27 protein-coding genes are annotated in these 26438 nt (G+C 71.9%); 16 read left to right on the top strand and 11 right to left on the bottom strand.

All coding sequences use genetic code 11. The annotated features are described in order from the left end of the window. Positions 1–4 precede the first annotated feature (4 nt). Positions 5–451: a carboxymuconolactone decarboxylase family protein gene (locus KBX21_RS05525; RefSeq protein WP_210841196.1), complete on the top strand. Its 447-nt coding sequence runs from the start codon at positions 5–7 to the stop codon at positions 449–451. A gap of 175 nt (positions 452–626) precedes the next feature. Here the strand turns inward: KBX21_RS05525 and KBX21_RS05530 are convergent, their stop codons facing one another. Beyond that, a complete protein-coding gene (locus tag KBX21_RS05530) occupies positions 627–1727 on the bottom strand; it encodes a hypothetical protein (protein ID WP_210841197.1) in 1101 nt (366 codons plus the stop codon). Continuing rightward, positions 1724–2842: a hypothetical protein gene (locus KBX21_RS05535; RefSeq protein WP_210841198.1), complete on the bottom strand. Its 1119-nt coding sequence runs from the start codon at positions 2840–2842 to the stop codon at positions 1724–1726. Before KBX21_RS05535 ends, KBX21_RS05530 begins: the two co-directional genes overlap by 4 nt. Before the next feature lie 277 nt (positions 2843–3119). On the opposite strand from KBX21_RS05535, the gene KBX21_RS05540 reads away from it, so the two are divergent. The 3 genes from KBX21_RS05540 to KBX21_RS05550 are packed head-to-tail and all read left to right on the top strand — an operon-like array spanning position 3120 to position 5834. Further along, complete coding sequence (locus tag KBX21_RS05540; RefSeq protein ID WP_210841199.1) at positions 3120–3953, top strand: ABC transporter permease; 834 nt, start codon at positions 3120–3122, stop codon at positions 3951–3953. Positions 3954–4003: 50 nt separating this feature from the next. After that, entirely contained in the window at positions 4004–5041 is a 1038-nt protein-coding gene (locus tag KBX21_RS05545; RefSeq protein WP_210841200.1) for an ABC transporter substrate-binding protein, read from the top strand. Beyond that, on the top strand, positions 5025–5834 hold the full coding sequence (locus KBX21_RS05550) for an ABC transporter ATP-binding protein (protein ID WP_210841201.1): 810 nt from the start codon (positions 5025–5027) through the stop codon (positions 5832–5834). The genes KBX21_RS05545 and KBX21_RS05550 overlap by 17 nt, the downstream gene beginning before the upstream one ends. A 56-nt stretch (positions 5835–5890) precedes the next feature. Here the strand turns inward: KBX21_RS05550 and KBX21_RS05555 are convergent, their stop codons facing one another. Then, positions 5891–6397, bottom strand: a complete 507-nt coding sequence (locus KBX21_RS05555) for a hypothetical protein (protein ID WP_210841202.1) — start codon at positions 6395–6397, stop codon at positions 5891–5893. A 230-nt stretch (positions 6398–6627) separates the two neighbouring features. On the opposite strand from KBX21_RS05555, the gene KBX21_RS05560 reads away from it, so the two are divergent. The 8 genes from KBX21_RS05560 (at position 6628) to KBX21_RS05595 (ending at position 13842) form a co-directional block, all read left to right on the top strand. Next, positions 6628–7164: a helix-turn-helix transcriptional regulator gene (locus KBX21_RS05560; RefSeq protein WP_210841203.1), complete on the top strand. Its 537-nt coding sequence runs from the start codon at positions 6628–6630 to the stop codon at positions 7162–7164. Between the two features lie 29 nt (positions 7165–7193). After that, a complete protein-coding gene (locus KBX21_RS05565) occupies positions 7194–8264 on the top strand; it encodes a serine hydrolase (RefSeq protein WP_210841204.1) in 1071 nt (356 codons plus the stop codon). Next, on the top strand, positions 8261–8638 hold the full coding sequence (locus KBX21_RS05570) for a hypothetical protein (protein WP_210841205.1): 378 nt from the start codon (positions 8261–8263) through the stop codon (positions 8636–8638). The genes KBX21_RS05565 and KBX21_RS05570 overlap by 4 nt, the downstream gene beginning before the upstream one ends. A gap of 337 nt (positions 8639–8975) precedes the next feature. Then, complete coding sequence (locus tag KBX21_RS26865) at positions 8976–10994, top strand: ATP-binding protein (RefSeq protein WP_210841206.1); 2019 nt, start codon at positions 8976–8978, stop codon at positions 10992–10994. A gap of 95 nt (positions 10995–11089) precedes the next feature. After that, positions 11090–11509, top strand: coding sequence for a roadblock/LC7 domain-containing protein (locus tag KBX21_RS05580; RefSeq protein WP_049578734.1), 420 nt, complete (start codon positions 11090–11092; stop codon positions 11507–11509). After that, positions 11506–11907, top strand: coding sequence for a DUF742 domain-containing protein (locus KBX21_RS05585; RefSeq protein WP_017545415.1), 402 nt, complete (start codon positions 11506–11508; stop codon positions 11905–11907). Before KBX21_RS05580 ends, KBX21_RS05585 begins: the two co-directional genes overlap by 4 nt. Before the next feature lie 37 nt (positions 11908–11944). After that, on the top strand, positions 11945–12559 hold the full coding sequence (locus KBX21_RS05590) for an ATP/GTP-binding protein (RefSeq protein WP_210841207.1): 615 nt from the start codon (positions 11945–11947) through the stop codon (positions 12557–12559). Beyond that, positions 12556–13842, top strand: a complete 1287-nt coding sequence (locus tag KBX21_RS05595) for a cytochrome P450 (protein WP_210841208.1) — start codon at positions 12556–12558, stop codon at positions 13840–13842. Before KBX21_RS05590 ends, KBX21_RS05595 begins: the two co-directional genes overlap by 4 nt. Positions 13843–13898: 56 nt before the next feature. Here KBX21_RS05595 and KBX21_RS05600 read toward each other — a convergent pair whose 3' ends face one another. Beyond that, positions 13899–15140, bottom strand: a complete 1242-nt coding sequence (locus tag KBX21_RS05600; RefSeq protein WP_210841209.1) for a cytochrome P450 — start codon at positions 15138–15140, stop codon at positions 13899–13901. A gap of 276 nt (positions 15141–15416) precedes the next feature. Between KBX21_RS05600 and KBX21_RS05605 the strand changes: the two genes are divergently transcribed. Further along, on the top strand, positions 15417–16058 hold the full coding sequence (locus tag KBX21_RS05605; protein WP_210841210.1) for a PadR family transcriptional regulator: 642 nt from the start codon (positions 15417–15419) through the stop codon (positions 16056–16058). Between the two features lie 64 nt (positions 16059–16122). On the opposite strand, the gene KBX21_RS05610 is transcribed toward KBX21_RS05605, so the two are convergent. Continuing rightward, entirely contained in the window at positions 16123–16464 is a 342-nt protein-coding gene (locus tag KBX21_RS05610; protein ID WP_049578703.1) for a UBP-type zinc finger domain-containing protein, read from the bottom strand. A gap of 192 nt (positions 16465–16656) precedes the next feature. On the opposite strand from KBX21_RS05610, the gene KBX21_RS05615 reads away from it, so the two are divergent. After that, the gene (locus KBX21_RS05615) at positions 16657–17421 is read left to right on the top strand and encodes an enoyl-CoA hydratase/isomerase family protein (RefSeq protein ID WP_210841211.1); all 765 of its coding nucleotides are present in this window, start codon (positions 16657–16659) and stop codon (positions 17419–17421) included. A 22-nt stretch (positions 17422–17443) separates the two neighbouring features. Here KBX21_RS05615 and KBX21_RS05620 read toward each other — a convergent pair whose 3' ends face one another. From KBX21_RS05620 to KBX21_RS05645, 6 genes are all read right to left on the bottom strand, one after another. After that, positions 17444–18238, bottom strand: coding sequence for an SDR family NAD(P)-dependent oxidoreductase (locus KBX21_RS05620; RefSeq protein WP_210841212.1), 795 nt, complete (start codon positions 18236–18238; stop codon positions 17444–17446). A gap of 94 nt (positions 18239–18332) precedes the next feature. After that, on the bottom strand, positions 18333–19796 hold the full coding sequence (locus KBX21_RS05625) for a GntP family transporter (RefSeq protein ID WP_210841213.1): 1464 nt from the start codon (positions 19794–19796) through the stop codon (positions 18333–18335). 4 nt (positions 19797–19800) lie between these two features. Beyond that, the gene (locus tag KBX21_RS05630) at positions 19801–20709 is read right to left on the bottom strand and encodes an NAD(P)-dependent oxidoreductase (RefSeq protein WP_210841214.1); all 909 of its coding nucleotides are present in this window, start codon (positions 20707–20709) and stop codon (positions 19801–19803) included. Beyond that, positions 20706–22202 (bottom strand): four-carbon acid sugar kinase family protein, encoded by a 1497-nt coding sequence (locus KBX21_RS05635; protein ID WP_247665246.1) that lies wholly within the window; start codon positions 22200–22202, stop codon positions 20706–20708. The genes KBX21_RS05630 and KBX21_RS05635 overlap by 4 nt, the downstream gene beginning before the upstream one ends. 167 nt (positions 22203–22369) lie before the next feature. After that, entirely contained in the window at positions 22370–23077 is a 708-nt protein-coding gene (locus tag KBX21_RS05640; RefSeq protein WP_049578718.1) for a FadR/GntR family transcriptional regulator, read from the bottom strand. A gap of 518 nt (positions 23078–23595) precedes the next feature. Beyond that, positions 23596–24582 (bottom strand): LacI family DNA-binding transcriptional regulator, encoded by a 987-nt coding sequence (locus tag KBX21_RS05645; protein ID WP_210841215.1) that lies wholly within the window; start codon positions 24580–24582, stop codon positions 23596–23598. Between the two features lie 252 nt (positions 24583–24834). On the opposite strand from KBX21_RS05645, the gene KBX21_RS05650 reads away from it, so the two are divergent. Together KBX21_RS05650 and KBX21_RS05655 are read left to right on the top strand one after the other, a co-directional pair. Beyond that, positions 24835–25632 (top strand): ABC transporter permease, encoded by a 798-nt coding sequence (locus KBX21_RS05650; protein WP_017545428.1) that lies wholly within the window; start codon positions 24835–24837, stop codon positions 25630–25632. Beyond that, a complete protein-coding gene (locus tag KBX21_RS05655) occupies positions 25629–26417 on the top strand; it encodes an ABC transporter permease (protein ID WP_210841216.1) in 789 nt (262 codons plus the stop codon). The genes KBX21_RS05650 and KBX21_RS05655 overlap by 4 nt, the downstream gene beginning before the upstream one ends. Positions 26418–26438: the final 21 nt, after the last annotated feature.

Raw genomic sequence — 26438 nt, forward strand, 5'->3', positions numbered from 1 at the left:
TCTCATGGCCGAGAAGCGCGTGGTGTGGGCCAAGAAGCTGCCGGAGGTCTACAAGAAGCTCGACGAGATCGACGTGGTCATCGCCGACCACCTGGACGTGAAACTGCTCGAACTGATCAAACTCCGGGCCTCCGTCCTCAACGGCTGCGCCTTCTGCGTGGACCTTCATACCCAGAAGGCGCTCAAGGAGGGCGAGTCCCAGCAGCGGCTCTTCCTGGTCTCCACCTGGTACGAGGCCGGTGAGCGGTTCACCGAGCGCGAGCGCGCCGCCCTCGCCCTCACCGACGAGATGACCGAGCTCGGCGGCACCGGGGTGTCCGACGACGCCTACGAGTCGGCGGCCGAGTTCTTCGACGAGACCGAACTCGCGGCCCTGATGTCCGCCATCGCGATGATCAACCTCTACAACAGGCTCGCGGTGACCAGCCAGCTGCACCCCAAGGAGCGCTAGGGCACGCGTCCGTTCCCACGCCGGGAGCACGCCCCCGGCGTGGGAACCGATGTGGTCCCCCAAGCCCCACAAGGAGGCCCGGGCCCCTGGGCCCTGCCCTGGACCGTGCAGGCGCCCGTCCGCCACAGGTGCCGGGGTGGCAGCCCGCCTGGGGTCTGGAGGTCGGGCGCCCCTCTCAGTGAGCGGCACCGGTGGCGCGTGAGCGGACACCGAAGGCGAAGGCGGCCAGTACCAGAGCGGACAGGTCGTCGCGTACCTCCGTGTCGGTGAGCACCTCGGGCACCACCGTGCGCAGCCCTCCGGGGGCCAGGGTGGCCAGTGCCCCACGAGCCCGGTCAACGGGCTCGGCGAGGATCCGCTCGGGCAGCGGGGCCCACACGGCCATGGCCGTGGCGGCCAACCACACCTCGTGCGCCAGACCGAAGCCCAGCTTCCCCTCCAGACGCCGCCCGGGCTCCGTGTCCAGCCAGGCGTCCAGCTCCCGGACCAGGTCAGCGTGGGACGGGCCCCGGTCGGACAGGGCCGTGCGCAGGTGACCACGATGCCCAGAATGTCTTCGCCGCTCGGTGCCCCAACAGGCAGCCGACGCGCGAGCCCTGCGCCAGCTCACGAAGGGCACCAGTGCCGGTGCCCGGAGGATCCGTGTGTCGGGTGCCGGATCCGCGGCCACCCTGAGCAGGACCGACCGGCGCACCCCCATCCGGTGGCCGTTGCCGACCAGACTGAGGTCGCCGTCGTGTTCCACCAGGTTGGGCACGGTGACCAGGGCCGTTCGTCCGGTGCGCTCCAGGAAGCGGGCCAGCGCCTCGTCGTCGGGTTCGTCCTCCCGTCCCCGTGGGTCGACGGTGTCCACCAGTTCACGGGCCGCGGTCGCTGGTAGCAGGAACCCCACCGTGGGCACGTACTGGTCCACGCATTCCGCCAGACCGTGGCCGCCGAGGGCCGCCCAGCGGACCATGGTGGCGCTCGCCGACCCCCATTCGCAGAACAGGCTCAGCGGCCGCTCCGGGTGGGCAGCGACCAGCGCGGACAGCGCCGCGATCAGGCCCGGCCGGGGTTCGGCGTCGTCCTGGAGAACCAGGTGGTGGGTGGCCCAGCCGGGCATGGCGGACCAGGCCGCGAGTGAGGTGCGCAGAGTGGACGGCGGCCCCTCGGGTGTGGGATCCATGACCACGGTGGGCGCGAGCTCGGGCAGGGCCCGTGCCAGCGCGCGGGCGGCCCCGGCTCGGCGCGGGTGCGTCATCACCGCGCAGGAGACGCGCACGTCGTCGGTCACAGGGCCTCCCTGGGGGCGGGACAGTACTCGGCGCCGAACTCCAGGGCGTCCAGGGTCAGCGAGACCACCGCTGACCGGCGCTCCTCCAGGACGTCGACGTCGACCACGGTGCGCAGGGCTCCCGGTACCAGCGTGGCCAGCGCGCCTTCCACCGCCGTCTCCCCGCGCCGGTCACGTAGCCCGCCGACCACCCCCGGCCAGCGGCCCTCCAACACGGCGCCGTTGGCCACCGCCGTGTGCCAGACCGCCCCCAGATACGGAGGGGGAACCAGTTCGGCCACCGGACCGACCCCCGTGCTGGCGGCGAGTGCGGCCGACATTCGTGCCCCGTCGGCTCCCCAGGCGGCCAGGGCACCGGCGAGCGGCACGTGGGACTCCGGTACGTCGTGGTCGAGGTCCACGAGTGCGGCCTCCCCGGTGGTCCAGTTCAGGTGGGGGAGCGGGCGCGGGGGTTCCAGGACCGAGGTTTCGGGGTCCGTCACGGGCACCGCTGCGAAGCACACTGAACGCCGCGCCCCGTGGCCGGAGTTGCCGACCAGGCTGGGCAGCTCCTCGTGTTCCACCGGGGTCGGTACCGCGACCAGCGCGCGGGTCCCGGTGCGCCGGACGAACCGCAGCACCTCCCGGTCGTCGGGCTCCTCCTCCCTGCCCTCGGCCGCCAGGAACCCGGCCAGGTCGGCGGAGAGCCCTGAGGGGAGTGCCAGGGCGACCGTGGGCACGTAGGGGTTGACCACGGGAACCGCTCCGGCTCCGGTGAACACCGCCCACCGGGCCAGGGTCGCGGTGCGCGACCCCCACTCGACGAAGAACGAGACCGCGGCCCCCGGGTGCGCGTCCAGGTACCGTTCCACGGTTCCCGCGAAGCCCTCCGCGAGCCGCACGTCGTCCTGGAGAACCAGGTGGTGGGTGGTGTCGTACCGCTCGGCGGCGCCGAAGGCCACCGTGGCGCTGCGCAGGGCCGTGGGCGGGCCGTCCGGATCGGGATCCAGGGCCAGTCCGGTGAGGGGCAGGCCGGTGTGTTCGGCGACCCTCCTCGCGGACTCGGCTCGGCGGGGATGGGACATCACGGAGGCGGACACACGGATGCGCGGGAGACGCGGACGGGGGGTGTGCATGCCTTCCATCCTAGGTTCCGAAAGCCCGGGAACCCGGTTGTCCACAGGCCTCCCGGTCGACGGGCGAGTCGTTCCGTGCCTGCTCGTGTCTTCGAACGGGGGTGGGTCGGGGGCCCTCGGGCCTTAACTTCTAATTTCCTACCTGTATAGTCAGGTTTGTTCTTCGGTCCGCCCGCGAAAGACGCCCCCACATGTGCCTCCACCAGCCCCCGCCCCCGGACCTCGGCCCCTCCGCCGCCCGCGCCCGAACGGTGCCGGGCCGACCGGGGGTCCCCGAATGAGCGTCCTCGCACCGGACCGTCAGGCACGCGAGACGCCCGCTCCGGAGCGTCGGGGTCTTCCCCCGCTGGTGCGCTCGTTCGGGCTCCGGGCGCTCTCAGTGGGCGGCTTCCTGCTGGTGTGGTGGGCCGTCGCCCGGGCCGGGATCTGGCCGCCGGTCATCCTGCCCGGGCCCGGAGCGGTCTGGGACCAGGCCGTGGCCACCAGCACCCAGGGCTACAGCGGACACACCCTCCAGGAACACCTCGGGGTGAGCCTGCGCCGCATCCTCGTGGGCAGCGCCCTCGGAACGGTCGGCGGGGTCCTCCTCGGACTGTTCATCGGGCTGGTCCCGGTGGCCCGCGCCGTGCTCGGCCCCTTCGTCACGTTCGTGCGCACCCTGCCGCCACTGGCCTACCTCAGCCTGCTCGTCATCTGGTTCGGGATCGGCGAGGAACCCAAGATCTGGCTCCTCGTCATCGCCTCCCTGCCTCCGGTCGCCGTGGCCACCGCGGACGCCGTGCGCGGGGTGGCGCCGGACTATCTGAACGCCGCCCGGTCGCTGGGCGCCCGCCCCTGGCACCTGCCGGTGTGGGTGGTCCTGCCCCACTCGCTGCCGGAGATCATGACCGGCGTGCGGATCGCGGTGGGCGTCGCCTACACCTCGGTCGTGGCGGCCGAGACGGTCAACGGGGTCCCCGGGATCGGCGGGATGATCCGCGAGGCCCAGCGCTACAACCAGACCGACGTGGTGATCCTCGGCCTGGTCGTCATCGGCCTGTCCGGACTCCTCCTCGACTGGCTCCTCCAGACCCTGGACCGCACCGTCGCACCCTGGCGGGGCAGGGAGTGAGTCCCCGCCACCGGTCCCCGAACCCCCATCACATCTCCCACGGAGCACCCATGACCCCGAGAGACACCGCCCGAACCGCCTCGGCCGCGGCGGCCCTGGCCCTGATCCTCGCCGGCTGCTCCGGCGCGGCCGAGGACCCGGCCGACGGGGTTCCGGGCCAGTTGCGCATCGGCTACCAGTCGATCCCCAACGGCGACCTCGTCGTCAAGCACAACGGTTGGCTGGAGGAGGCCCTGCCCGACACCGAGATCGTCTGGAACCGGTTCGACTCCGGGGGCGACGTCAACACCGCCTTCCTGGCCGGGGAACTCGACATCGCCCTCGCGGGCAGCGCCCCCGTCACCCGGGGCCTGTCCCGGCCCCTCGACATCGACTACCAGGTGCCGTGGATCCACGACGTCATCGGCGACAACGAGGCCCTGGCCGCGGTTGACGGGATCGACGAGGTCTCCGACCTGGAGGGGCGCACCGTCGCTGTTCCCTTCGCGAGCACCACGCACTACCACCTGATCGCCGCCCTGGACGAGGCCGGTCTGGGCACCGACGACGTCGAACTGCTCGACCTCGAACCCCAGGACATCCAGGCCGCCTGGCAGCGCGGGGACCTCGACGCGGCCTTCGTCTGGTATCCGGTCCTCGGCCAGCTCTACGAGCAGGGCGCCCGACCTCTGGTGACCAGCGGGGAACTGGCCGAGCGCGGCTGGGTCACCGCCGACCTCGCCGTGGTCGGCACCGGTTTCGCCGAGGACCACCCCGACGCCCTGGCGACCTGGGTGGAGCAGCAGGACCGCGCCGTCTCCCTCCTCCGGGAGGACCGCGAGAGTGCCGTGGAGGCCATTGCGGCCGAACTCAACCTGGAGCCCGGGGAGGCCGCCCTGCAGGTCGACCAGCTCGTCTTCCTGAGCGCGCAGGAGCAGGCCTCCGCCGACTACCTGGGGACCGGCGACGACCCCGGCGCCCTGGCCGGGTACCTGCGGCTCACCGCCGAGTTCCTGGCGGAACAGGGGGAGATCGACACCGCACCCGACACCGCGGACTTCGAGAACGCGCTGGCCCCCGCCGGAGCCGAACATGCCGCACGCCCCTGAACCCCGGCACGCCCCCGAGCACCCGGCCGCCCTGGAGCTGCTCGGGGTGGGACACGACTACCGGCGGGACGGACACCGGGGGCGCGGCGGTACCGTGCCCGCACTGGACGGCGTCGACCTGACCCTGGCCGCGGGTGAGCACCTGGTGGTCGTGGGACCCTCCGGCTCAGGCAAGAGCACCCTGTTGCGGCTGGTCGCCGGGTTCCACGCGCCCACCCGGGGCACGGTCACCGTCAACGGGCGGCCGGTGCGGGGCCCCGGACCCGACCGCGGCGTGGTCTTCCAGCGGCCCACCCTGTTCCCATGGATGACCGTGCGCGGAAACGTCGAGTTCGGGCTGCGCATGGCGGGAACGGGCAGAGTGCGGCGGCGGGCCCTCGCCGAACGCCAGCTCGCCCTGGTGGGGCTGGCCGACGCCGCGCACCTGCGCAGCTACGAGCTGTCCGGCGGCATGCGGCAGCGGGTGGCCATCGCCCGCGCCCTGGCCCCGGACCCCGGCATCGTGCTCATGGACGAGCCGTTCGGAGCCCTGGACGCCCTGACCCGCGAGCGCATGCAGGAGGAGGTGCGCTCCCTGTGGCGGCTGACCGGAAAGACGCTGCTGTCCATCACCCACGACGTGGGTGAGGCGGTCCGTCTGGGCACGCGGATCGTGGTGCTGAGCGCGCGGCCGGGGCGGATCGTGCTCGACGAGGCGTCGGATCTTCCCCGGGCCGAGGAGCCGAGCGCGCATCCGGACTTCGCGGCGACCCGGGACCGGATCGCGGACGCCGTGCGCGCCGCGGCCCGGTGACACACGTGCCCCCGCCCCGAACGTACGGGGCGGGGGCGGCGGAAGGGGTCACAGACTCAGTTGTTCGACTGCTGGTGGCCGTGTTCCGGGGACGAGGTCGGCCGGGGCGCGGCGCGCGGCCGATCGTGGGCCGCCCGGTAGCCGGCCTGGTAGCTGGCCTCGCGGGAACGCTCGGAGTCGTCGTCGCCGACCGTGATGGGCCACCCGGCGGTCAGACCGTAGATGACCAGGATGTCGATGGCGATGACCACCACCGACCACAGCGGCATCGCGATCAGGAAGGCCAGTTGGGCGACGGCGTTCAGCGCGGACAGGACGATGGCGAGGACCCGCGCCCAGGCGCTGCCGGACAGGACCGCCAGACCGGCGGCCACCAGCACCACACCCCAGAGGCCGAGCAGGACGCCCCACGCGCCGTACTCCAGGATGAGCATCTGGGTCTCCGTGGCGACGAAGAAGCCCGGGGTGAAGATCGCCGCGAGGCCCTGGATCACGTTGATGACTCCGGTGACGATGAGCAGCGTGGCGACGAAGTACTGCCAACCGTTGGCCTGTGTCCGCATGGGTGCTCCTCTGTCGGTCGCCCAGGAGTACTGACGGGGGCGACCTCTCTGGTGTCACGAGCAGGCGGATACCGACTCCGCACCCTCATCATCGACGACGGTGCGTAAGCGGCACGGAACCTGTTCCCCCGGATCGGGCAAAGCCGGGCGATGGGTCCTCGCCGGGTCCTCGACGCTTCCGCGTGGATTCCGCTTTTACGTAACAACGTAGTATCGTGTAGCGTGGGCACGTGGCAGAACCAACCGCAGGACCCGCGTCCCACGCCAGCACGGAGCAACGCCTCGCCGACCTGGAGGCCCGGGTCGCCGAGCTGGAGCGACCGGCCCCAGCTGGGGCCGGACCGGCCGAGACCGCCTACGCCGGACACTTCTTCGTCCTGGAGGCCCTCAAGGAGCGTGCCCCCGACGAAGGCTCGGTCGTCTTCGCGGGCGTCGTCCCGGTCGAGGGCGCACCGGAGCCGGTCCAGTGGCAGTACGGCGGCTCCGTCGAGGACATCGAGAACCTCGACTGGTCCGCCCTGGCAGGAAACCTGGACGCTCTCGGTCACCCGGTCCGGCTCAGCATCCTGCACGCCGTCCACTCCGGAGTCTCCACCGTCGCCGAGCTCAAGGAACGCGCGGAGTTCGGCACCAGCGGCCAGATCTACCACCACGTCAACCTGCTGGTCGCGGCGGGCTGGCTGGTCACCCGCAAACGAGGCCGTTACGTCATCCCGCCGGAGCGACTGGTCCCGCTGATGGTGATCCTCACCGCCGCACGGGGCTGAGGAACGAGACGAGTAACGAGGGGGCAGGCATGCGGGGCAACACACGGGCCGGGGCGACGGCGGTGCTCGTGGCCGTCGCCGTCCTGGCCACCGGGTTCGTCGTGCGACCCACGCCCCCGGACCTGTCGTCGGAGATCACCGGCGACACCGACCTGGCCGAACGTGCCCTCCCCCTGCTGGAGGACGGCTCCCGTGCCACGGCGGCCGTCGTGGAGGTCGACGGCGACAGCGTCCGGGAGGCCCACTTCGGCGCGGACGAGACGACCCTCTACGAGATCGGCTCCGTTTCCAAGTCCCTGACCGGGCTCCTGCTGGCGGAGGCGATCAAGCGCGGCGAGGTGGACGAGGACACCGAACTCGGTGCCCTGCTCGACCTGGAGGGCGCCCCCGCCTCGACGGTCACACTCGCGGAGCTCTCCTCCCACCGGTCCGGGCTCCCCAGGAACCCGCCGGGCGCGGCGAACTCGGTCACGATGCTGCTGGACAACCTGCGCAACCGCGACCCCTACACCGGTGACCTCGACACCCTGCTCGACAGCGCCGCCAGGGCCGACCTCACGGACCGGGGTGAGTTCGCCTACTCCAACCTCGGAGCCGCCCTGCTGGGCCAGGCCCTGGCGGCGTCCGCGGGAACCGACTACGAGACCCTCCTTGACCAGCGCGTCCTCGACCCGCTCGGGATGGGGAGCACGGTCGTCCCAGCCGCTCCCGACGAGGTGCCCACCGAGGCGGCCGTGGGGTACGGCACCAACGGCCGACCCTCCTCGCCCTCGGCCAACGCAGCGTGGGCGCCCATGGGCGGGGTGCACTCCACCGGTGCCGACATGGCACTCCTCGTCCGCGCCCTGCTGGAGGGGGAGGCGCCCGGCGTGGAGGCCCTGGAGCCGCGCTGGGACGACGGACGGGGGAGCGGGATCGGCCTGGGCTGGTTCGTCACCGACCACGACGGCACCGAGGTGACCTGGCACAACGGCATGACCGGTGGATTCGCGGCCATGGTCGCCCTGGACCGCGAGGGCGGGCGAGCCGTGCTCGTGCTGGCGGACAGCGCCGTCGCCGTGGACTCCGTCGCCCTCGACCTGTTGCTGGAGAAGGCGTGAACGACACCCTGGTCAATCTCACCGTGTGGGCGGTGCTGACGGTCTGCGCCACCACCCTGACCTGGGAGATGGTGCGGTCCGCGCGAAGCCGGGAGGGCGGTCACGCCTTCCCTGACCGCTGGACCGTGGTCCGGCGGTCCGCGTTCGTGGTCCTGGCCACGGCGTACACCCTGCTCGCCGTGGGATGGCTGTACGTCCCGGCCGCCCTGTGGTGGGTCAACGCCGTCCTGACCGCGACGGCCCTGGGCGCGGGAGCGGCCCGCTGGCGGGTCCTGCCCTGGAAGTCGGAGGGCGGCGAAGGTCGTGGGCGCTGGATCGGGGCCCTGCTCGCCGTGGGCCTGACCGTCGCCCTGGTCCTCTTCCTGACCCTCTGAGGGGCCAGGACCCTCCTTCGGCGGTCGCCCTTCTGGGTTTCCGAGACGAGGAATCGAGAAAAGCCGTAAAAGCCCCCTTCCCGGATAACCCCGGCAATGCCGAAATGTCCATCAAAGTGCCATTGTCCGGCGGGTGCTCCGCCGGTCTTATCCCTGCCAGGGGTCCCGCTTGTGGAAAACTCCCCGCACTCCCCGGGGGGTGGTCTAACGTGAAATCCATCCGCCCCCGAGCCCCCGCTTCGGGTCCTTCGGGGTGCAATCCAGAACGCACGTGACACGGGCGGGTGCAACGGCAACGAATCCGCCACCCGCACGGAAAGCCACGAGGAACCCATACATGGCAGTACACCTGTCCGACCGGAAACGCCCGCACCCGCGCCCCGGCCAACAGGCACTCGTCGCCCTCCTGGTTGCCTCCGCCGCGGCCGCTCCGGCATGGTCGTGGGCGGTGATCGAGAGCCCCGAACCGGCCCGACCGGTCATCGCCCTCCTCGGTGGCGTGGTCGCACTGCTGCTGTGCGCCGCCGTGGCCACCGCCGTCCATCACGCGGCCGTCGCGCGCATCACCCGAGCCCACGGCACCAGGGTCAGCGCCGGGGCGCGCACCCTGGAGGAGGAGACGGGGTGGGTCGTCGACGCCCTCCTGCCCGCCCTCTCCCACGCCGCCCGCGAGGGTCGGCCCCTCCAGCGCGTGCTCGCCGACCACCCCCGGCCCACCCACCCGACGGTCGACCGGCTCGCGCACGCCCTCACGACCCAGCTCGCCGAGGCCGAGCGCCGGGCCACCGAGGCCCGCACGGAGCGCACGGAGATCGAGAACGAGGTCACCGACCTGGCCGACACCTCCCTGCCGTTCATCCTGCACCGCGTCCGCCAGGACCGCACCATCGCCGAGGAGGTCCTCGCCCAGGAGCTCCGGGAGGTCCACCCGACCGTGGCCCACCTGCGCACCCGGGTGATCGAGGAGCTGGTGACCGCCGAGCGCCGCAGCGCCACCGCGCTGATCTCGGCGGCCAACATCGGCGGGCGCGTCCAGGCGCACCTCACCACCCTGCTCGCCCAGCTCCGCGACCTGGAGTTCCGCTACGGCGACCGCTCGGACGTCTTCAACGACCTCCTGCTGGTCGACCACAACGTCTCCCGTACCGGCCGCCTCGCGGACGCGTTCGTCACCCTCGCCCGAGGCCGCTCCGGGCGTCGCTGGAACCGCCCCATCGGCATGGAGAGCATCCTGCGCGGCGCCCAGGGCCGCATCACCGCCTACCGCCGGGTCCGCCTGCACTACACCCACCGTTCGGCGGTGGTCGGATACGCGGCGGAGGGGGTCATCCAGGTGCTCGCCGAACTCATGGACAACGCGGCCAACTTCTCCGCGAACGGCACCGACGTCAACGTCTACGCCCAGGAGGAGGACAGCGGGGTCACCGTCACCGTCGAGGACAGCGGCAGGGGCCTGCGCCAGCGGGAGCGCCGGGCGGCGGAGAACTACATCGACGAACCCCGCACTCTGGCCACGCTCCCGGGCCTGCGCATGGGGCTGGCCGTGGTGGGCGCCCTGGCGGACAAGTACGACCTCCAGGTGAGCTTCCGGCCCTCCGCGCGGGGCGGTACCGGGGTGGTCGTGCTCATCCCGCCCCACCTCATCACCGCGTACGAGATGCCGCTGCCTCCCCGACTCCAGAAAGAGAGGGACGACGAGCTCGCGAGGGAGGCGGAGCTCGCGAGGGAGGCAGAGCAGGCGGTGCGGGCCGCCGCGATCCGGACGCCCGGCACCGGCGCCCCTGCCGTCGACGCGTCCGTACTCGACCAGGAGCCCCGACCTCCGGCACCGCCCGCGTTCACCACCGGGGACCCCGTCCCGGGTGACCCGGGCGTCGACGTCCTGGCCGGGGACACCCCCGCCACCGGCACTCCCTCGCCTGGGATCCCGGAGGCCTGCACTCCCTCGTCCGGAATCCCGGTGGCCGGTGCGCCCTCCGCCTCCTCCGGACCATGGACCCGGGCCGAACCCACCCCCTCCCGCCCGCCGCTGGCCCGGCGGGACGGCGGCCGCCGCGCCGCGGTCGACCCCCTCGCCGACGAGCCCGCCACCGGGACCGTGCGGGGCACCGGGCCCGCCACCCGGTCCGACAAGGACGCCAAGCCCGAGCCGGTCTTCGACCTGCCGCAGCGGTTCCGGGGCCTCACCCTGGCCCAGGCGGTGCGGGAGAACCCGGAACAGCTCTTTCCCTCCATGCGCCGGGACTTCGACCCCGACACGCGCAGGGAGCTCCCCAGCCGACTGGCCGCCTTCCGCGACGACGAGGACGACGACCAGGTGAACGGACCGGGCACCCTCTGGGAGGACGGTCGGTGACCACCGCCTCCGCCCCGCACCACGACACACCCGATGAAGAGGAACGGAGGGAGGGGCACCCGGCGCCGCGGCCGGGCGACCGCCCCACTACCCCCATGACGACCACGGACGCCAGTCTCGACTGGCTGCTGGAGGACCTGCGACACAGGACACCGGGCATCCGCCACGTCCTGGTGCTGTCCAGGGACGGCCTCAAGATGTGCCACACCCGGGAACTGGACGTGGACCGCGCCGACCAGCTCGCCGCCATCTCCGCCGGCGTCCAGAGCCTGTCCCTGAGCGCCTCGGCCGAGTTCGGCGACGGCACCGGGTCGGGCCAGGCCATGCTGGAGTACGGAGGAGGGCTCCTGCTCATCATGGGCGCGGGCGAGGGCGCCCACCTGGCCGTCATCGCGGGGTTCGAGGCGAAGGTGGGGGTGGTCGCCCGCCACATGAACCAGCTCGTCGACCGGATCGGCGGGCACCTCACGGCCGGACCCCGCCGCAGGCCCCACGAGGTGGACCCGTCCCGATGAACACGGACCCCCGTCGCGGTACCGCCGCCCAGGGCGCCCCCTCCGGATCCGAGGTGCCGGACCGGTTCTACACGGTCACCTCGGGGCGCGGTGACGCCGACGATCCCGCCATGGACGCCGTCACCCTCGTCGTCGCGGAGTCCGGCCCCGCGCCCGACATGCAGTCAGAACACGCCAGCATCCTCCGGCTGTGCGCCCGGCCCACCGCCGTGGTGGAGCTCTCCGCGGAACTCAGGGCCCCGGTGAGCGTCGTCAAGGTGCTGCTCACCGACCTGCTCGACACGGGCGCGGTGGCGGCCCGGCACCCCGTGCCCGTTCGGTCCTTCCCCGCGCGAGGAGGACCCCGGCACGATCCCGAGACCCTGAAGCAGGTGCTCATTGCCCTTCAACGACTCTGACGCACACGTACCGACGGTCACCACACCCCTGGCGCCAGTGGAGGCGACCACCGCGCCGGCCCCGGGACGCCCCCCGCTGGCCAGCACCGCGAGCCAGGCGCTGAAGATCGTCATCGTCGGCGGCTTCGGCGTGGGGAAGACGACCCTGGTCGGATCGGTGAGCGAGATGCGTCCCCTGAGCACCGAGGAGGTCATGACCCAGGCCAGCGACGGGGTCGACGATCTCAGCGGGGTCCGAGACAAGCGCACCACCACGGCCGCCTTCGACTTCGGCCGGATCACCATCGACGCCACCCGGGTCCTGTACCTCTTCGGAGCCCCGGGCCAGAAGCGCTTCTGGTTCCTCTGGGAGCAGATCTTCACCGGCAGCCTCGGCGCGGTCGTCCTCGTCGACACCGCCCGGGTGGAGGACTCCTGGTACGCCATCGACCGGCTCGAACACCACCACACCCCGTTCGTCGTCGCGGTCAACCGGTTCGCCCCGGGGCCGAGCCTGCACGACGTGCGCAACGCCCTGGACCTGTCCAACGACGTCCCCCTGCTGGAGTGCGACGCCCGCAGCCGCGAGTCCAGTCGCGACGTCCTGATCACCCTCGTCCGCCATCTGTCCCGGTACCGCCCGCCCGAGTCCGCACCGGAGAGGTCATCGTGAACAACAACGTCGGAGCCCCGGGAGCTGTCGTCCCGAGGGGGCCCGCACCCCTGTCGCCCGACCACGAGCACGCCATGCGCTTCTACGGGCCCGACATCGCCTGTGACCCGGTGGCCCTCTACGAGGAGATGCGCCGCCACTACGGCCCCGTCGCCCCCATCCTCCTGGACGGTGACATCCCCGCGTGGTTCGTCCTCGGCTACCGGGAACTGCACCACGTCTCCGACCGACCCGAGTGGTTCGCCCGGGACTGCCGCCGGTGGAACATGTGGGACCACATCGACGACGCCTGGCCGCTGATGCCGTACGTGATGTGGACCCCCTCGGTGATGTTCGCCGAGGGCGCCGAGCACCAGCGGCGCGCGGGGGCGATCGGCGACGCCCTGGACGCCACGGACCGCGCCGACCTGCGCACCCTGTGCGAGCAGGTCTCGGACGACCTGATCGACCATTTCGCCGGGGACGGCGAGGCCGACCTCGTCAGCCAGTACGCCCACCACATCCCGGCGGGGGTGATCGCCCGGCTGTACGGCCTGCCCAAGCAGGAGGTACCCGACCTGGTGCGCGACATCCTCGTCTCCCTCGACGTCACCGCCGACGCGGGGCAGGCCCACCACCGGGTCCAGGAGCGCATGCGGCGGATCGTCAGCGAACGCAGGGCCCACCCGCGCGACGACATCCCCTCGCGGCTGCTCCTGCACCCGGCGGGTCTCACCGACGACGAGGTGGTCATCGACCTGTTGGTGATCATGTCGGCGGCCCAGGCACCCACCGGCAACTGGATCGGGAACACGCTGCGGCTCATGCTGCTGGACGACCACTTCTCGCTCACGCTCCAGGGCGGCCGCAGCAGTTCCGGTGAGGCGCTCAACGAGGTGCTGTGGAAGAACACCCCCACGCAGAACTTCATCGGGCGGTGGGCGGTGCAGGCCTGTGAACTGGGCGGGCGCCGGATCAGGCGCGGCGACCTCCTGGTGCTGGGGATGGCCGCGGCCAACGCCGACCCCCGGCTCAACACCGGTGACCTGGGAATCTTCGGTAGCAACCGGGCGCAGATGTCGTTCGGGCACGGGGAACACGGCTGCCCGTTCCCCGCGCCCGAGGTGGCGGAGGTGATCGCCCGCGCCGCCGTGGAGACCCTTCTGGACCGGCTGCCGGACGTGCGGATGGGCGTCTCACCGGACCAGTTGCGGTGGCGGCCCTCGGTGTGGATGCGCGGGCTCTACGAACTCCCCGCGCGGTACAGCCCGATCGTCGGCCGGTGTCGACGCCAGGTGGTGTAGCCCGCCGGTTGACGGCGGTCGACACCGGCTGCGGCCGCTCGTGCGCGGGTCGTCGGTCAGAGGACGGTCCGGGGCCCGGGAACCGGTGAGAACACCAGGGGCAGCTCGCCCAGCCCCCTGGTGAACAGGCCCTCTTCCACCAGGGTGGCGCCCTCGGCCAGTCGCACGTTCGGCATGGCGTCGAGCAGGTCGTTGACCGCCACCCGCACCTCGGCCTCGGCCAGCAGCGCTCCCACGCAGAAGTGGCGGCCGAGGGCGAAGGCCAGGTGCTCGGCGGCGGCCGAGAAGGACGTGGCCCCGGACAGCTCCGCACGGGAGATGTCGAAGCGGTCCGGGTCGGCGTACCGGTCGGGGTCGCGGTTGGCCGCCCCGATCAGGCAGGTGACCGTGGCTCCCGCGGGCACCGTTCCACCACCGAGCTCCACGTCACGGCTGGCCTGGCGCATGATCATCTGCACGGGCGGGGTGAGGCGCAGCGACTCCGCGAAGGCACGGGGGATCAGGGAACGGTCCGCGCGGACCGCCTCCAGTTGCTCCGGATGGGTGATCAGGTTGGCGAACAGGCTGGCCAGCGCCTTGTCCGTGGTCTCCCCGCCCGCTGCCAGCAGGAGGCTGCAGAAGGCCTTGACCTCCTCGTCGGTCATCCGGGTGCCGCCGACCTCGGCCTGGCACAGGCGGGAGAGCAGGTCGTCGCCGGGCCGCTCCCGGCGTTCGGCGATGATCGGGAGCATGTACTCCGCGAACTCGTCCCTCGTGCGGAGCCCGTCCTCGGTGACCCGTGGGTCCTGGGCGAGGTTGCCGAGGAAGGCGATGATCGCCGAGTACCAGTCGTGGAAGCGGTCGTGGTGGCCCTGGTCCAGACCGAGCATGTCCACGATGACGTTGATCGGGAACCGGGTCGCGTACTGGGAGACGAGGTCGACCCGGCCCTCGTCCCGGAACGCGTCGATGAGGGCGCGGCTGTTGCGCTTGATCACCGGCAGGAAGCGGTCCTGGAGTTCTCGCCCCCGGAACGCGGGCGCGACCAGGGCACGACGGGTCGCGTGTTCGCGCCCGTCCAGCTGGAGGATGGTACGCCCGTGCACCGGCTCCAGCTGCCAGCCGTAGTTGTCCGTGGAGAAGGCGCCCTCGCGATCCTGGAAGACCCGCCGCACGTCCTCGTACCGGGAGAGGACGTAGCTGGAGGTGGGTTCGTGCCACAGCAGGGGATCGTGATCACGCAGCAGGGAGTAGGCGCTGTAGGGGTCGTCGGCGAACGTGGGGGAGAGGAGGTCGGGGATGCCGTGTGCGTTGGACAAGTGATCACGCTCCCAGCGGTGGCGGAGGCCAGAGGAATCCTCACAGTAGGTAGGGGTTCCGGTACGAATCCACCCCCTGACCTGGCCGAGACCCGATTTCCAGGCGAAAGGAGAGATAGGTCCGCTTTTCTGATGTCCGAAACGCATCCGAAGCGGGGAGATTCGGTTGTCCGTGCCGGGCTTGGGGCGCGCCCGAATGAGATATCGCGTTGGTGGGGACCCGGCCGTGCCGCCGCCTTCGCGTCGGTTTTGGGGTCAGGGTGCTAATTTGTCCCAATGGCATTGGGAGAGGCGGTTCTGGCGGCGCTGCTGGAGGGGGAAGCCTCCGGCTACGACCTGGCCAAACGGTTCGACGCGGGGGTCGCGAACTTCTGGTCGGCCACCCCGCAGCAGCTCTACCGCGAACTCGAACGCCTGGAGGGGGAGGGCCTGCTCAGTGCCCGGGTCGTGCGGCAGGACCGCAGACCCGACAAGCGGCTGTTCACCGTCACCGAGGCCGGACGCGGGGCGCTGCGCTCCTTCAGCCAACGGCCGACCCGGCCGACCGCCATCCGTGACGACCTGCTCGTGCGGCTCCAGGCCGTGGACGAGACCGACGTGGACGCGGTGATCGGCGCCGTCGAGGAGCGCATGGAGCTCAGCCGCGCCAAGCTCGAACGCTACGACCGCATCGCGGCCCGCATGCTCGACGGTCTCGACGAGGAGCGCTTCCTGCGCGAGGCCGAGCGGGTCGGCCCCTACCTCACCCTCCAGCGCGGACGCTCCCACGAACAGGAGAACCTGCGTTGGGGCGCCGCCACTCTGGCCATCCTCGAACGCCGCCGTGACGACCGGGTCCGGGTTCGGAACGGCCAGGTCGGGGACGATGGCGGTCGGTCCGCACGGACACCGGGCACCGGGGTCGGCCCCTCGGCATGACCGCCACGGTCCCCTCACCGCCGTGGGACGGACCGAGCCCGGTCGCCCGTGGTCGCGAGCCCCGCTAGTTGACGTGCCTCTGCCAGTCGGACGGCAAGCGGTCGGCCGGGCCGGGGACCGTCTGGTCCAGGGGGTGCGAGGTCGGCGCCGTCAGCTCCGGGCCCTCGCTGACCTGCTGGGTGCGGAAGTCGTAGAACCACTCCTCACCCGGCTCGAAGCTCTGCATGATCGGGTGGCCGGTGGCCTCGAAGTGACGCGTGCCGTGCTGGGCCGGAGAGCTGTCGCAGCAGCCCACGTGTCCGCAGGCCGCGCACCGGCGCAGGTGCACCCACCAGCCACCCCCGGCGAGACACTCCTGGCAGCCGGTGCCGCTGGGCGGCGCGGTCGGGTCGATCTCGTTGCTCATGTCGTCACGCTAACCACTGGAACCCTCCAGGTCGGTGAACAACGCGCGGCCACGACCCACTCCGGAGACGGGGACACCGGTCGGCCTGCCCGCCCGGTGGGCACCGGTGACGGGCACGCCCGATACCCTCGTCGCCGGTCGCCCCGAACAACGGACCCGAAGCCCGGGCCCGCACTACCTGGAAGGCACTCCATGAGCGAGGAGCTGTCCGTAGGCGTCGACGGTCACGTCGGTGTCCTGGAGATCCACCGCCCACCGAACAACCACTTCGACCTCGACGTCCTCACCGCGCTGGCCGACGCCGCGGAGGAGCTGGCCGCCGGGGGATGCCGGGCGCTCGTGCTCTGCTCGGAGGGCAGGAACTTCTGCGCCGGGGTGGACTTCGCCTCCGGCGGGGTCGGCGACTCCCCGGTGCGCACGCTCAGCGCCATCTACGGTCAGGGGCTGCGCCTGTACTCACTTCCGGTCCCCGTGATCGCCGCCGTCCAGGGCGCAGCTGTGGGCGGCGGGCTCGGTCTGGCGTGCGCGGCCGACTTCCGGGTGGCCGCGGCCTCCTCCCGGTTCCACGCCAACTTCGGCCTGTTGGGCCTGCACCAGGGGTTCGGCCTGAGCGTCTCCCTGCCCCGCATCGTGGGTCGGCAGAAGGCCGCCGACATGCTCTACACGGCACGCCGGATCACCGGTACCGAGGCCCACGCCATCGGCCTGGCCGACCACCTCGTGGACGAGGAGCACCTGCGCGAGGAGGCCGTGCGCCAGGCGCGACGGATCGCCGAGTCCGCCCCGCTCGCGGTGCGCTCCATGAAGGCCACCCTCCGCGCGGGCCTGCTCAGCGAACTCCCCTCCGCCCTGGAACGGGAGATCATCGAGCAGACCAGGCTGCTCGAGACCAAGGACAACGCGGTCGGGATCACCGCGTCCCTCGACCGCACGCGTCCGGTCTTCACGGGGGAGTGAGCGGGGCCGGACCCCACCCGGTTCAGGGAACTATGGAGTCGATGTAGCCGCCGTCCACCCGGACGGCGGCACCGGTCGTCGCCGAGGCCAGCGGGGAGCTCAGGTAGGCCACCATGTTGGCGATCTCCTCGGGCTCGATCAGGCGTTGGAGCAGCGACATCGGTCGGTGCCGGATCATGAACTCGTGCTGGGCCTCGTCCCACGGCAGGTCGCGGTCGACCAGTTCGTACACGAAGTCCTCCACGCCGCGGGTGTGGGTGGGTCCGGCGACCACGGAGTTGACGGTCACCCCGGTCCCGGCCGCCTCCTTGGCGAAACCCCGTGTGACGGCGAGCAGCGCGGTCTTCGAGGCGCCGTAGTGGATCATCTCGGCGGGGATCGCCAGCGCCGAGTCACTGGCGATGTTGAGCACGCGCCCCCAACCGCGACGGATCATGTCGGGCAGGGTGGCGCGGATCAGCCGTACGGCGGAGAGCACGTTGGTGTCGAAGTAGCGCCGCCACTCCTCGTCGCTGATCTCCAACGCCGGGGCGCTTCCGAACAGGCCCAGGCTGTTGACCAGGACGTCCACCTCGGCGGCGGCGGAGAGCACGGCCGCCGCGCCGCGCTCGGTGGTGACGTCGCCCGGGGCGGCGACCAGTTCCCGCTCCGGAACGCGGTCCCTCAGGGAGCCGATCGCCTCGGCCACCCTCTCCGGGCGGCGACCGTTGATCGCCACGCGGGCCCCCGCGTCCGCGAGCGCGGCGGCGACGGCCATCCCGATCCCCTGGGTCGACCCGGTGACCAGTGCGGTACTCCCAGACAGATCGATGCGCATGGGACCCACACTAGAAGGACGGGGCGGACCTGGTCCGCCCCGTCCGGGGTGTGTCGTCAGGGTCGGCCCTCACCGCCTTGGCCGGGCGCCGGGGTCAGCCGAGCACCAGCCACAGCAGACTGACGAACAGGAAGCCCGACACGCCCAACACCGTGGTCAGGACGGTCCACGTCCGCAGACCGTCGGAGACCGACAACCCCAGGTAGCGGGTCACCACCCAGAAACCGGAGTCGTTGACGTGCGACAGCCCGAGCGCGCCGAAGGCGATGGCCAGCGCGATGAGCGCCACCTGGATCGAGGAGAAGTCCCCGCCCGACGTCATGTCGGCGAGCAGGCCCGAGGTGGTCAGGATCGCGACCGTCGCCGACCCCTGTGAGGCGCGCAGCGCCAGCGAGAGCACGAAACCGAGCAGCAGGATGGGCAGGCCGGTCCCAGCGAGGGTGTCGGCGAGCGCATCGCCCACACCGCTCTCTGTGAGCACACTGGCGAACACCCCGCCCGCCCCGGTGACCAGGACGACGATGGCCACGGGAGGCAGCGCGGCCTCCATGACCTCACCGATGTGGGAGGTCGACCACCCGCGCCGTACCCCGAGCAGGAAGTAGGCGAGCACCAGCGCGACGAGCAGCGCGAAGACGGGGGCGCCCATGAACGACAGCACGGGCAGCAGCGGATGGTCCTCGGGAAGGACCGTCGCCGAGGTCGTGCCGATCATGATGAACGCCAGCGGGGTGAGGATGAGTCCGAGGATGGTCCACACGCTGGGCGGTGTCTCGGTCCGGTCCAACGTGCCGGTGGAACCGCCGGACGCGCCACCCCCGGTGCCGTCGGAGCCCTCCGGTCCCGAGCCGCCCTCTCCCGCGCCGCCGAACGCCTCGAACTGCGCGCGGGTCGCGGCCAGCATGGGGATCTCACGGCGGGTGAGCCGCTTGGACGCGTGGTGCGCGATCACGGCCAGCGGCGCGCACACGATCAGGCCCAGGATCAGGATCCAACCGATGTCGCCGTCAAGGAGCGCGGCCCCGCCGACGATGCCCGGGTGGGGCGGCACGGAGACGTGCACCGCCAGCATGATCCCGGCCACCGGTAGGCCGAACCTCACCGGATCGACCCCGGCGGCCTTCGCGAACCCGTAGATGATCGGCACGAGGATGATGAAGCCGACGTCGAAGAACACGGGGACGGCGAGGATCAGCGCGGCCCCGGTGAGAGCCGCCGAGACCCGCTTGGGTCCCAGCCAGCCGGTGAAGCGCCCGGCCAGGCTCTCGGCGCCACCGGACACCTCGATCATGCGGCCTAGCATCGCGCCCAGGGCGACGAGCAGCGCCACCGACCCCAGGGTCCCGCCCATACCGGCGGTGATCGTGGCGATGATACCGAGCTGTTCGGGTGCGTCGTCGGTGGCCGCAACGGTGACCAGCGGCATGCCCGAGACCAGGCCGACGAGGATGCTCACCAGGAGCAGGGCCACGAAGGCGTGGACCTTGAAGCGGATGATCAGCACCAGCAGCAGGGCGATGCCGCCCGCCGCGATGCCCAGAAGGGTGAGGGCGCCCATGTGACTACTCCTTGCCGGTGGGTTCGGGTGCCACGACACGGATCACGGCGGAGTCGTCGGCGGAGCCCAGACCCTGCCCCTGCCCAAGCAGATACAGCTGCTCTGCGGTGGCAGCCAACGGTGTCGCCAGTCCGGCGGAGCGGCCCGCGGAGGTCACGATGCCCATGTCCTTGACGAAGATGTCGAGTCGGCTGAGCACCTCGGCGCCCTCCTCCTCGTAGGCCTGGAGCATGCGCGGCCCGCGGTTGCCCAGCATGAACGAGCCGGCCGCGCCCGCGCCCAGCGTCTCCAGGGTGGTCTCGGGGTCCAGTCCCAGCGACCGGGCCAGGGCCAGCGCCTCGGCGGCCGCCGCGATGTGCACCCCGCACAGCAGCTGGTTGACGGTCTTGAACGCCTGGCCGTCGCCGGGACGGTCACCGATGACGCTCAGGGTGGAGGCGAGCCGCCGCAGCACCGGATCGGCGGCCTCCCGCGCCTCCGGGGTGGCGCCGACCACGATCAGCAGGTCACCCTCCCCGGCACGGACCGGACCCCCGCTGAGTGGGGCGTCCACCAGGAGCAGCCCGAGCGGGGCCAGTTCCTCGGCGGTCGCGGTGACCGTCTCCACGCCGACCGTACTGGTCAGGACCAGGACGGTGCCCGGAGCCAGGGACTCGACGATGCCGTGTTCGCCGAAGAGCACGTCGCGCAGCTGGGCGCCGTCGCGCACCACCAGCACCACGGAGTCGACCCCGGCGACGGCGTCGGCGGCGTGCTCGAAGGGCACCACACCGGCCTCGGCGGCGAGGTCGCGGCGAGCGGCGGCGATGTCACAGCCGTGGACGGTCATGGTCCCGGCCAGGCGGGTGGCCATCGGCAGGCCCATGGCGCCCAGGCCGATGACGGCGACGCTCGAGACGGGGCTGGCGGTCATGGGTGGACTCCTGCGTTCGGTGCGCCGGTGACGGGCTCGCCGTCGCCGGGGCGGGTGGTCAGTGAACTCAGGCGGTCGACGACCTCGGCGAGCGAGTCGTCGGCGCCGACGTTGCCAGGGAAGACGACGTAGGGGATGCCGGTGGCCGGACCGCCGACCGGTTCCCACAGGGAGACCAGGCCGGGCAGCATCGGACCGCGCACCAGGGCGCGGTGGATGCCCAGGCCCAGGGAGGCGACGTCGCTGGAGGTGATCCCTCCCTTGGCGACCACGAAGCGCGGCGCGCGGCGGCCGAGGGTGTCGGACACGCAGCGGACCAGGGCGGCGGAGACCTCCCGGGCGATGGCCAGGCTGGTGGCGGGGTCGTCGCTCAGGCGCAGCAGGCGCGAGGTGTGCAGGACGACGTCGTGGTCGGCCAGACCCCCGACGATCGTGTCCACAGTCCGGGCGACGGCGGCGTCGCGAGTGGACGGGTCGAGGACCTCGTCCACATCGAGCTCGATCACGCGGGCGCCGGAGTGCCGGTCCACCAGGGCCCGGAGCTGGCGGGTGGTGAGCGCGACGTGGGAGCCGACCACCACGAGGCCACCGGGGGCGTCCGTGCCGGTCCTGATCTGGTCACCGTCCAGGGGCGCGTGGGCCTCCAGCCCGATGCGGGCGCGTACGAACGGCGGGCCCACCCGGTAGACGAACCGGCGGCCCTGGCGCTCGGCGGCGATGAGGGCCAACGAGAGCACGCGCAGGTCCGCCTCGGACTCGGCGTCCACCACGACCGGAGCCGCGTCATGGAGTTCCAGCAGTCGGGCGGTGACGGCGTCGGTGCCGCCTCCGCGCAGCAGGGTGAGGTCGATGAGGGCGACGGCGCTCGCGGGGACCTGTCCCTCGGTCTTCTCCTCGACCCAGGCCCGGAGGTCGGAGTTGCGGTAGCCGAAGGTGGCGTCGCGGGCGAACTCGGTCTCCGCGACGGGGGTGAAATCCGTGCCGGTGCGCATGTAGTGGACGCCGCCGACGGTGACGCGTCCCGCGTCGGGGAAGGCGGGGACGATGACGATCCCGTCGACGCCGGGGTCACCCAGTTCCTGGAGGGTGGCGTCGAGGACCCGGGGTTCGAGCGGGTAGTGCCCGCGCAGGGTGGAGTCTCCCCGGCTGGCGAAGACCAGCGGTCGGTCCCCGGCGGCGGCGCGGGCGTTGCGCACCACCTCGGCGTTGCGTGCCTCGGCCTCGGACGGGTCGAGGCTGCGGGTGTTGGTGAGGACGTAGACGGCGAGCGTGCCCTGCTCGAAGGCCCACCGCAGGTCGTCGACGGACCAGCGGGTGAGCACGGGCAGGCCGTGCACCGACTGGGTGCCGGTCGGGTCGTCGTCGAGGACGACGATGACGGATCCGGCGGCGGTGGCCTCCCGCGCCACGGCGGACGCGGTGACGGGGCTCGGTGTCCCGGCACGCGTGAGGACTTCTTGGGGATCGACCATGGAACCTCCCTTGTAAGACATCAGACATCTTATGTTAAACGGCGTGGTCGTCAAGGTCCGTGTCACAGGGATTACCAGGCGGGGGCAGTCAGGAGCCCGAGCGCGCACCTGGGGCACTCGGGCTGAGTCGCGGTGAGGGCGGGTGTTGTGGGCTGTCCGTGGGTGGTGTGAGGCCGGTGGGCGGCCGGTCAGCCGGGCAGGCCGAAGACGTGCTCGCGCAGGTCGCGTGAGGTCTGCGCCATGTGGCTCTCCATGGCGAGCCGGGCCGCCTCGGAGTTGCCCGAGCGGATCGCCTCCAGCACCCGGCCGTGCTCGTCGATCGCGTGGGCCTGGATGGCGGGGATCGAGGAGGTCTGCCGGCGCTTCTCGCGCATCACCCGCGACAGCGGCTCGAACAGCACGGCGACGAACACGTTCCCGGTGGCCGACAGGATCACGTCGTGGAAGTGGATGTCGTGCTCCACGAACGCCGCGAGATCGCCCCGCTCGTGGGCGTCGCGCATCCCCTGGAGGTCCCCCTCCAGGGCGGCGAGGTCGGACTCGTCCCGGTGCTCGGCGGCCAGCGCGGCCGCCCCCGTCTCGATCATCCTCCGCACCTGGATGAGCTGGAGCGATGCCGTGAGGTCGTCACCGCCGCGCACCGTGGCGCGCAGCACCGCTTCCAGGCCGGTCCACTCGTCCACGGGGCGCACCAGGGTGCCCCGCCCCCGCACCACCTCGACCACGTTCTGGGCCTGGAGCGTCCGGATCGCCTCGCGCACGGTCAGGCGGCTGACGTCGAACTCCTGGCCCAACTCGTTCTCGGAGGGCAGCCTGCCCCCGGAGGGCAGATCACCGTCGACGATGCGGTCCAGGAGGTTCCGGGCGACCTCGTCGGCGAGCAGCGGCCTCGGCACGACACTTCCTCTCGGGCGGGGGAGACGGCAGGGTCACGCGCAGCCCCGGCGGTGCCTCGTCGACCCCCGGACACCTCACGGGAGTGCGCGGCAAGGGCAACCCTATCGCCGCCGCCCGACCCCGGCTCCCGGCCTGGCGCGAGGTTACGGGAGCCGGGGCGTTCTCAGGAGAGGGAGGTGCCGCCAACGGCGGCGGAGGGGAATCTGTGCGTTCTCATGGAATGCCTTTCGGGTCGAAGCGCGAAGGGGTGTTGGTCGGGGAGGGAAATCCCGGCCCTTTACTGTGGTCCGACGGTCGGGTGTCATCGCTGGTGAGGGCACCGTCCTGCGGGTCGTCGTCCCGGCTCGTTGGTATCCAACAGAGTGCGCCACGGGAAATCAGAATGGCAAGTGAATTCGCCGAACTCCTCGGGGGTCGGGGCCATTCCTGGGGGAGAATGTCAGGAGTTCTCCACATAGGGAAGCGAAGAACCGCGGGACGGTCCCGGGTTTCGGCCAGGTCGTCGGGGTCGCAACGGTCACGCTGTACGCGGCGGCGCCAGCGAGTCGGTGAGCCGCACGGTCGTGGGCAGCCGCCGCCCCCGCGGCCGGTCGTCCCGGTCCCCGTCCACCATCGCGGACAGGGCGGTCACCGCCGCGCGCCCCAGTTCGTCGGCAGGGGTGCGTACGGCGGTGATCGGTGGTCCCGGCAGGTTGGCCAGGGCGATGTCGTCGGCGGCGGCGACACTGATGTCCTCGGGTACCCGCACACCGAGACGGCCGAACTCGAACATCACCCCCAACAGCAGCAGGCTGTTGTAGACCAGCACCGCCGTGCAGCCGGAGTCGACGATCCTGCGGGCCGCGGCCACCCCCTCGGCGAACGCCGGGCGAACCGGGCCGTGGACCCGCACCCGTAGCCCGGTCCGAGCGGCGTGCTCGACCAGTTCCGCGCGCCGGTGCCGGTCCATCCACGAACTCGGCGGCCCCGCGAGGTAGGCGACCTCGCGGTGCCCGAGTTCCACGAGGCGGTCGTAGACCTCGCCCAGGCCACCGGGGGTGTCCACGGTGAACGAGGTCAGCCCTGGAACCCGGCGGTTGATCGCCACCACCGGCTTGCGCGCGTGCGCCTCCTTCAGTTCGGCCGCCGAACTCACCGGGGACTGCACGGCGAACCCGTCCACCTGGTCCTCCAGATCGTGCAGCGCCGCCGCCTCGCGTGCGGGGTCGCCGCCGGTGACGGCGATGATCACGCGGCGGCCGGTCTCGCCCGCCAGGTCCTGTGCGGCGGTGGCGGTGGTGGAGTAGAAGGGGTTGTCCAGGTCGGGGACGAGCATGGCGAAGAAGCCGCTGCGCCCGGTGGTCAGGGCCCGGGCGGCCGGGTTGGCGCGAAAGCCCAGCCGCTCGGCGGCGGCACGCACCCGCAGCAGGGTGGACTCGGCGACCATGGTCGGCCGTGACATCGCCCGCGACACGGTGGACGCCGAGACGCCAGCCTCCCTGGCCACGTCGTCCAAGCTCGCCATTCCGACTCCTCGCAGGTCACGGTGCCCCCGGTCACATTCGCGGCCGTGGGCTTGGCTCGGTGCCCACCTGAAGGTTACGGTGTTGCAAGCGCTTGCAGAAGCGCTTGCAGGTGTCACCGCAGATGAGACACCACACAAACTCCGAACACCCGCCGACAGCGACCGGGAGTGGAATTGTCCCGCCCGTCACCCACCGCAGAGGCCGCCCGAGTCGCTTCGCGCCGCCGTCTCCTCCCACGCCCACCCGTCACGGTGCTGCTCGTCCCCGGGCTCGCCGTGATGCTCTTCGCCTTCTGCTACCCGGTCGTGGCCACCCTGGCCTGGCCGCCCGACGGCGACCCCGCCACGGTCGCGCGGGAGACGGGGAGCCTCCTCACCGACCCCTACCTGCTCCCGGTGATCGCGCGCACCGTCCGCGTCGCCGTCCTGACCACCGCCCTCTGCCTGCTCATGGGCTTCCCGGTGGCCTACCTCATCTCGCGGGCACCGGGTCCCTGGCCCGGCCGCCTCCTGGCCCTGGCGATCTTCCCGCTCCTGCTCAACACCGTCGTGCGGACCTACGGCTGGATCGTGGTGCTCGGCGGCAACGGGCTGATCAGCAAGGTCAGCGAGGCCCTGGGCCTGGGCCGGGTCCAGCTGCTCTACACCGAGACGGCGATCGTGCTCGGCCTGGTCCAGCTCTTCCTGCCCCTGATGATCCTGTCGGCCTACTCCAGCCTCTCCCAGCAGGACCACCGCCTGGAGGAGGCGGCTCGCGGACTCGGCGCCTCGCCCGGCCGCGCGTTCCGCGACGTCGTCTTCCCGCTGGCCCTGCCCGGCGCCCTGGTGGGATGCACCCTGGTCTTCGCCGGAGCGGTCACCGCCTTCACCACGCCCCAGCTGCTCGGCGGGCCCCGCGAGCGGCTCCTGTCCACCCTGCTCTACAGCCGGGTCAACGTCAGCCTCGACTGGCCCTCGGCCAGCGCCATCGCCCTGGTGATGACCGCCCTGGTGCTGGTGGTCGGCGCGCTGTCCGGTCGGCTCGGCAAGATCGGGAGCACCACCTCATGATCCTGAGACGCCCGTTCCTCTCACTGCTCGCGGCGGCCGCCTTCGTGCTGATGCTCGGCCCCGTGGTGATCCTGGTGGGGGTCGCCTTCACCGCCGGAAGCACGCTCGCCTTCCCACCGGAGGGCCTGTCCCTGCGCTGGTTCTCCGCCGCCCTGGCCTATGGCCCGTTCATCGACTCCTTCGGCACCAGCATGCTGGTCGCGGCGGTCTCGACGGTGATCGCGCTGGCCCTGGGCGTGCCCGCGACCCTGGCGCTGCACCGGGGCAACCCGCGCGGGCGCAGGATCATGGAGAACCTGTTCTTCGCCCCGATCGTGGTCCCCGAGCTGGTCCTGGGCCTGGCCCTGTTCCAGCAGCTCATGGTCGGTATGCGGGTGACCGCGATCGGCGCGCTGATCGTCGGCCACACCGTCCTGCTGCTCCCGTACACCGTCCGGGTGGTCGGGGCCTCGCTGGCCCTGGCCGACGCCCGGCTGGAGGAGGCGGCCCGGGGGCTCGGCGCCGGACCGGTGCGCACCTTCCTCACGGTGACCCTTCCGGTGATGGCTCCGGGCATCCTCTCGGCCACCATCCTCGCCTTCATCACCTCCCTGAACAACGTTCCGCTGTCCCTGCTGCTCACCGGCCCCGGCGTGGCCACCCTGCCGGTGGAGATGCTCAACTACGTCCAGTCCTCGTTCGACCCCGTCGTCGCTGCGGTCAGCGTGCTGCTCCTGGCGCTCAGCGTCGCGGTCGCCCTCGCCACCGAACGCCTGGTCGGTTTCACGAAGGTCTTCGGCCGATGACCGGGAAGCCCGCCCGCCGGG

It is taken from the genome of Nocardiopsis sp. B62 (genome assembly GCF_018070675.1).
GTDB classification, from domain to species: domain Bacteria; phylum Actinomycetota; class Actinomycetes; order Streptosporangiales; family Streptosporangiaceae; genus Nocardiopsis; species Nocardiopsis prasina.

What these genes read in the sequence shown, in the direction of transcription:
- KBX21_RS05525 (WP_210841196.1), top strand. Translation starts at nt 5, where the DNA reads ATGGCCGAGAAGCGCGTGGTGTGGGCCAAGAAGCTGCCGGAGGTCTAC.
- KBX21_RS05535 (WP_210841198.1), bottom strand. Translation starts at nt 2,842, where the DNA reads ATGCACACCCCCCGTCCGCGTCTCCCGCGCATCCGTGTGTCCGCCTCC.
- KBX21_RS05540 (WP_210841199.1), top strand. Translation starts at nt 3,120, where the DNA reads ATGAGCGTCCTCGCACCGGACCGTCAGGCACGCGAGACGCCCGCTCCG.
- KBX21_RS05545 (WP_210841200.1), top strand. Translation starts at nt 4,004, where the DNA reads ATGACCCCGAGAGACACCGCCCGAACCGCCTCGGCCGCGGCGGCCCTG.
- KBX21_RS05550 (WP_210841201.1), top strand. Translation starts at nt 5,025, where the DNA reads ATGCCGCACGCCCCTGAACCCCGGCACGCCCCCGAGCACCCGGCCGCC.
- KBX21_RS05555 (WP_210841202.1), bottom strand. Translation starts at nt 6,397, where the DNA reads ATGCGGACACAGGCCAACGGTTGGCAGTACTTCGTCGCCACGCTGCTC.
- KBX21_RS05565 (WP_210841204.1), top strand. Translation starts at nt 7,194, where the DNA reads ATGCGGGGCAACACACGGGCCGGGGCGACGGCGGTGCTCGTGGCCGTC.
- KBX21_RS26865 (WP_210841206.1), top strand. Translation starts at nt 8,976, where the DNA reads ATGGCAGTACACCTGTCCGACCGGAAACGCCCGCACCCGCGCCCCGGC.
- KBX21_RS05580 (WP_049578734.1), top strand. Translation starts at nt 11,090, where the DNA reads ATGACGACCACGGACGCCAGTCTCGACTGGCTGCTGGAGGACCTGCGA.
- KBX21_RS05585 (WP_017545415.1), top strand. Translation starts at nt 11,506, where the DNA reads ATGAACACGGACCCCCGTCGCGGTACCGCCGCCCAGGGCGCCCCCTCC.
- KBX21_RS05605 (WP_210841210.1), top strand. Translation starts at nt 15,417, where the DNA reads ATGGCATTGGGAGAGGCGGTTCTGGCGGCGCTGCTGGAGGGGGAAGCC.
- KBX21_RS05610 (WP_049578703.1), bottom strand. Translation starts at nt 16,464, where the DNA reads ATGAGCAACGAGATCGACCCGACCGCGCCGCCCAGCGGCACCGGCTGC.
- KBX21_RS05615 (WP_210841211.1), top strand. Translation starts at nt 16,657, where the DNA reads ATGAGCGAGGAGCTGTCCGTAGGCGTCGACGGTCACGTCGGTGTCCTG.
- KBX21_RS05620 (WP_210841212.1), bottom strand. Translation starts at nt 18,238, where the DNA reads ATGCGCATCGATCTGTCTGGGAGTACCGCACTGGTCACCGGGTCGACC.
- KBX21_RS05625 (WP_210841213.1), bottom strand. Translation starts at nt 19,796, where the DNA reads ATGGGCGCCCTCACCCTTCTGGGCATCGCGGCGGGCGGCATCGCCCTG.
- KBX21_RS05630 (WP_210841214.1), bottom strand. Translation starts at nt 20,709, where the DNA reads ATGACCGCCAGCCCCGTCTCGAGCGTCGCCGTCATCGGCCTGGGCGCC.
- KBX21_RS05635 (WP_247665246.1), bottom strand. Translation starts at nt 22,202, where the DNA reads ATGTCTTACAAGGGAGGTTCCATGGTCGATCCCCAAGAAGTCCTCACG.
- KBX21_RS05645 (WP_210841215.1), bottom strand. Translation starts at nt 24,582, where the DNA reads ATGGCGAGCTTGGACGACGTGGCCAGGGAGGCTGGCGTCTCGGCGTCC.
- KBX21_RS05655 (WP_210841216.1), top strand. Translation starts at nt 25,629, where the DNA reads ATGATCCTGAGACGCCCGTTCCTCTCACTGCTCGCGGCGGCCGCCTTC.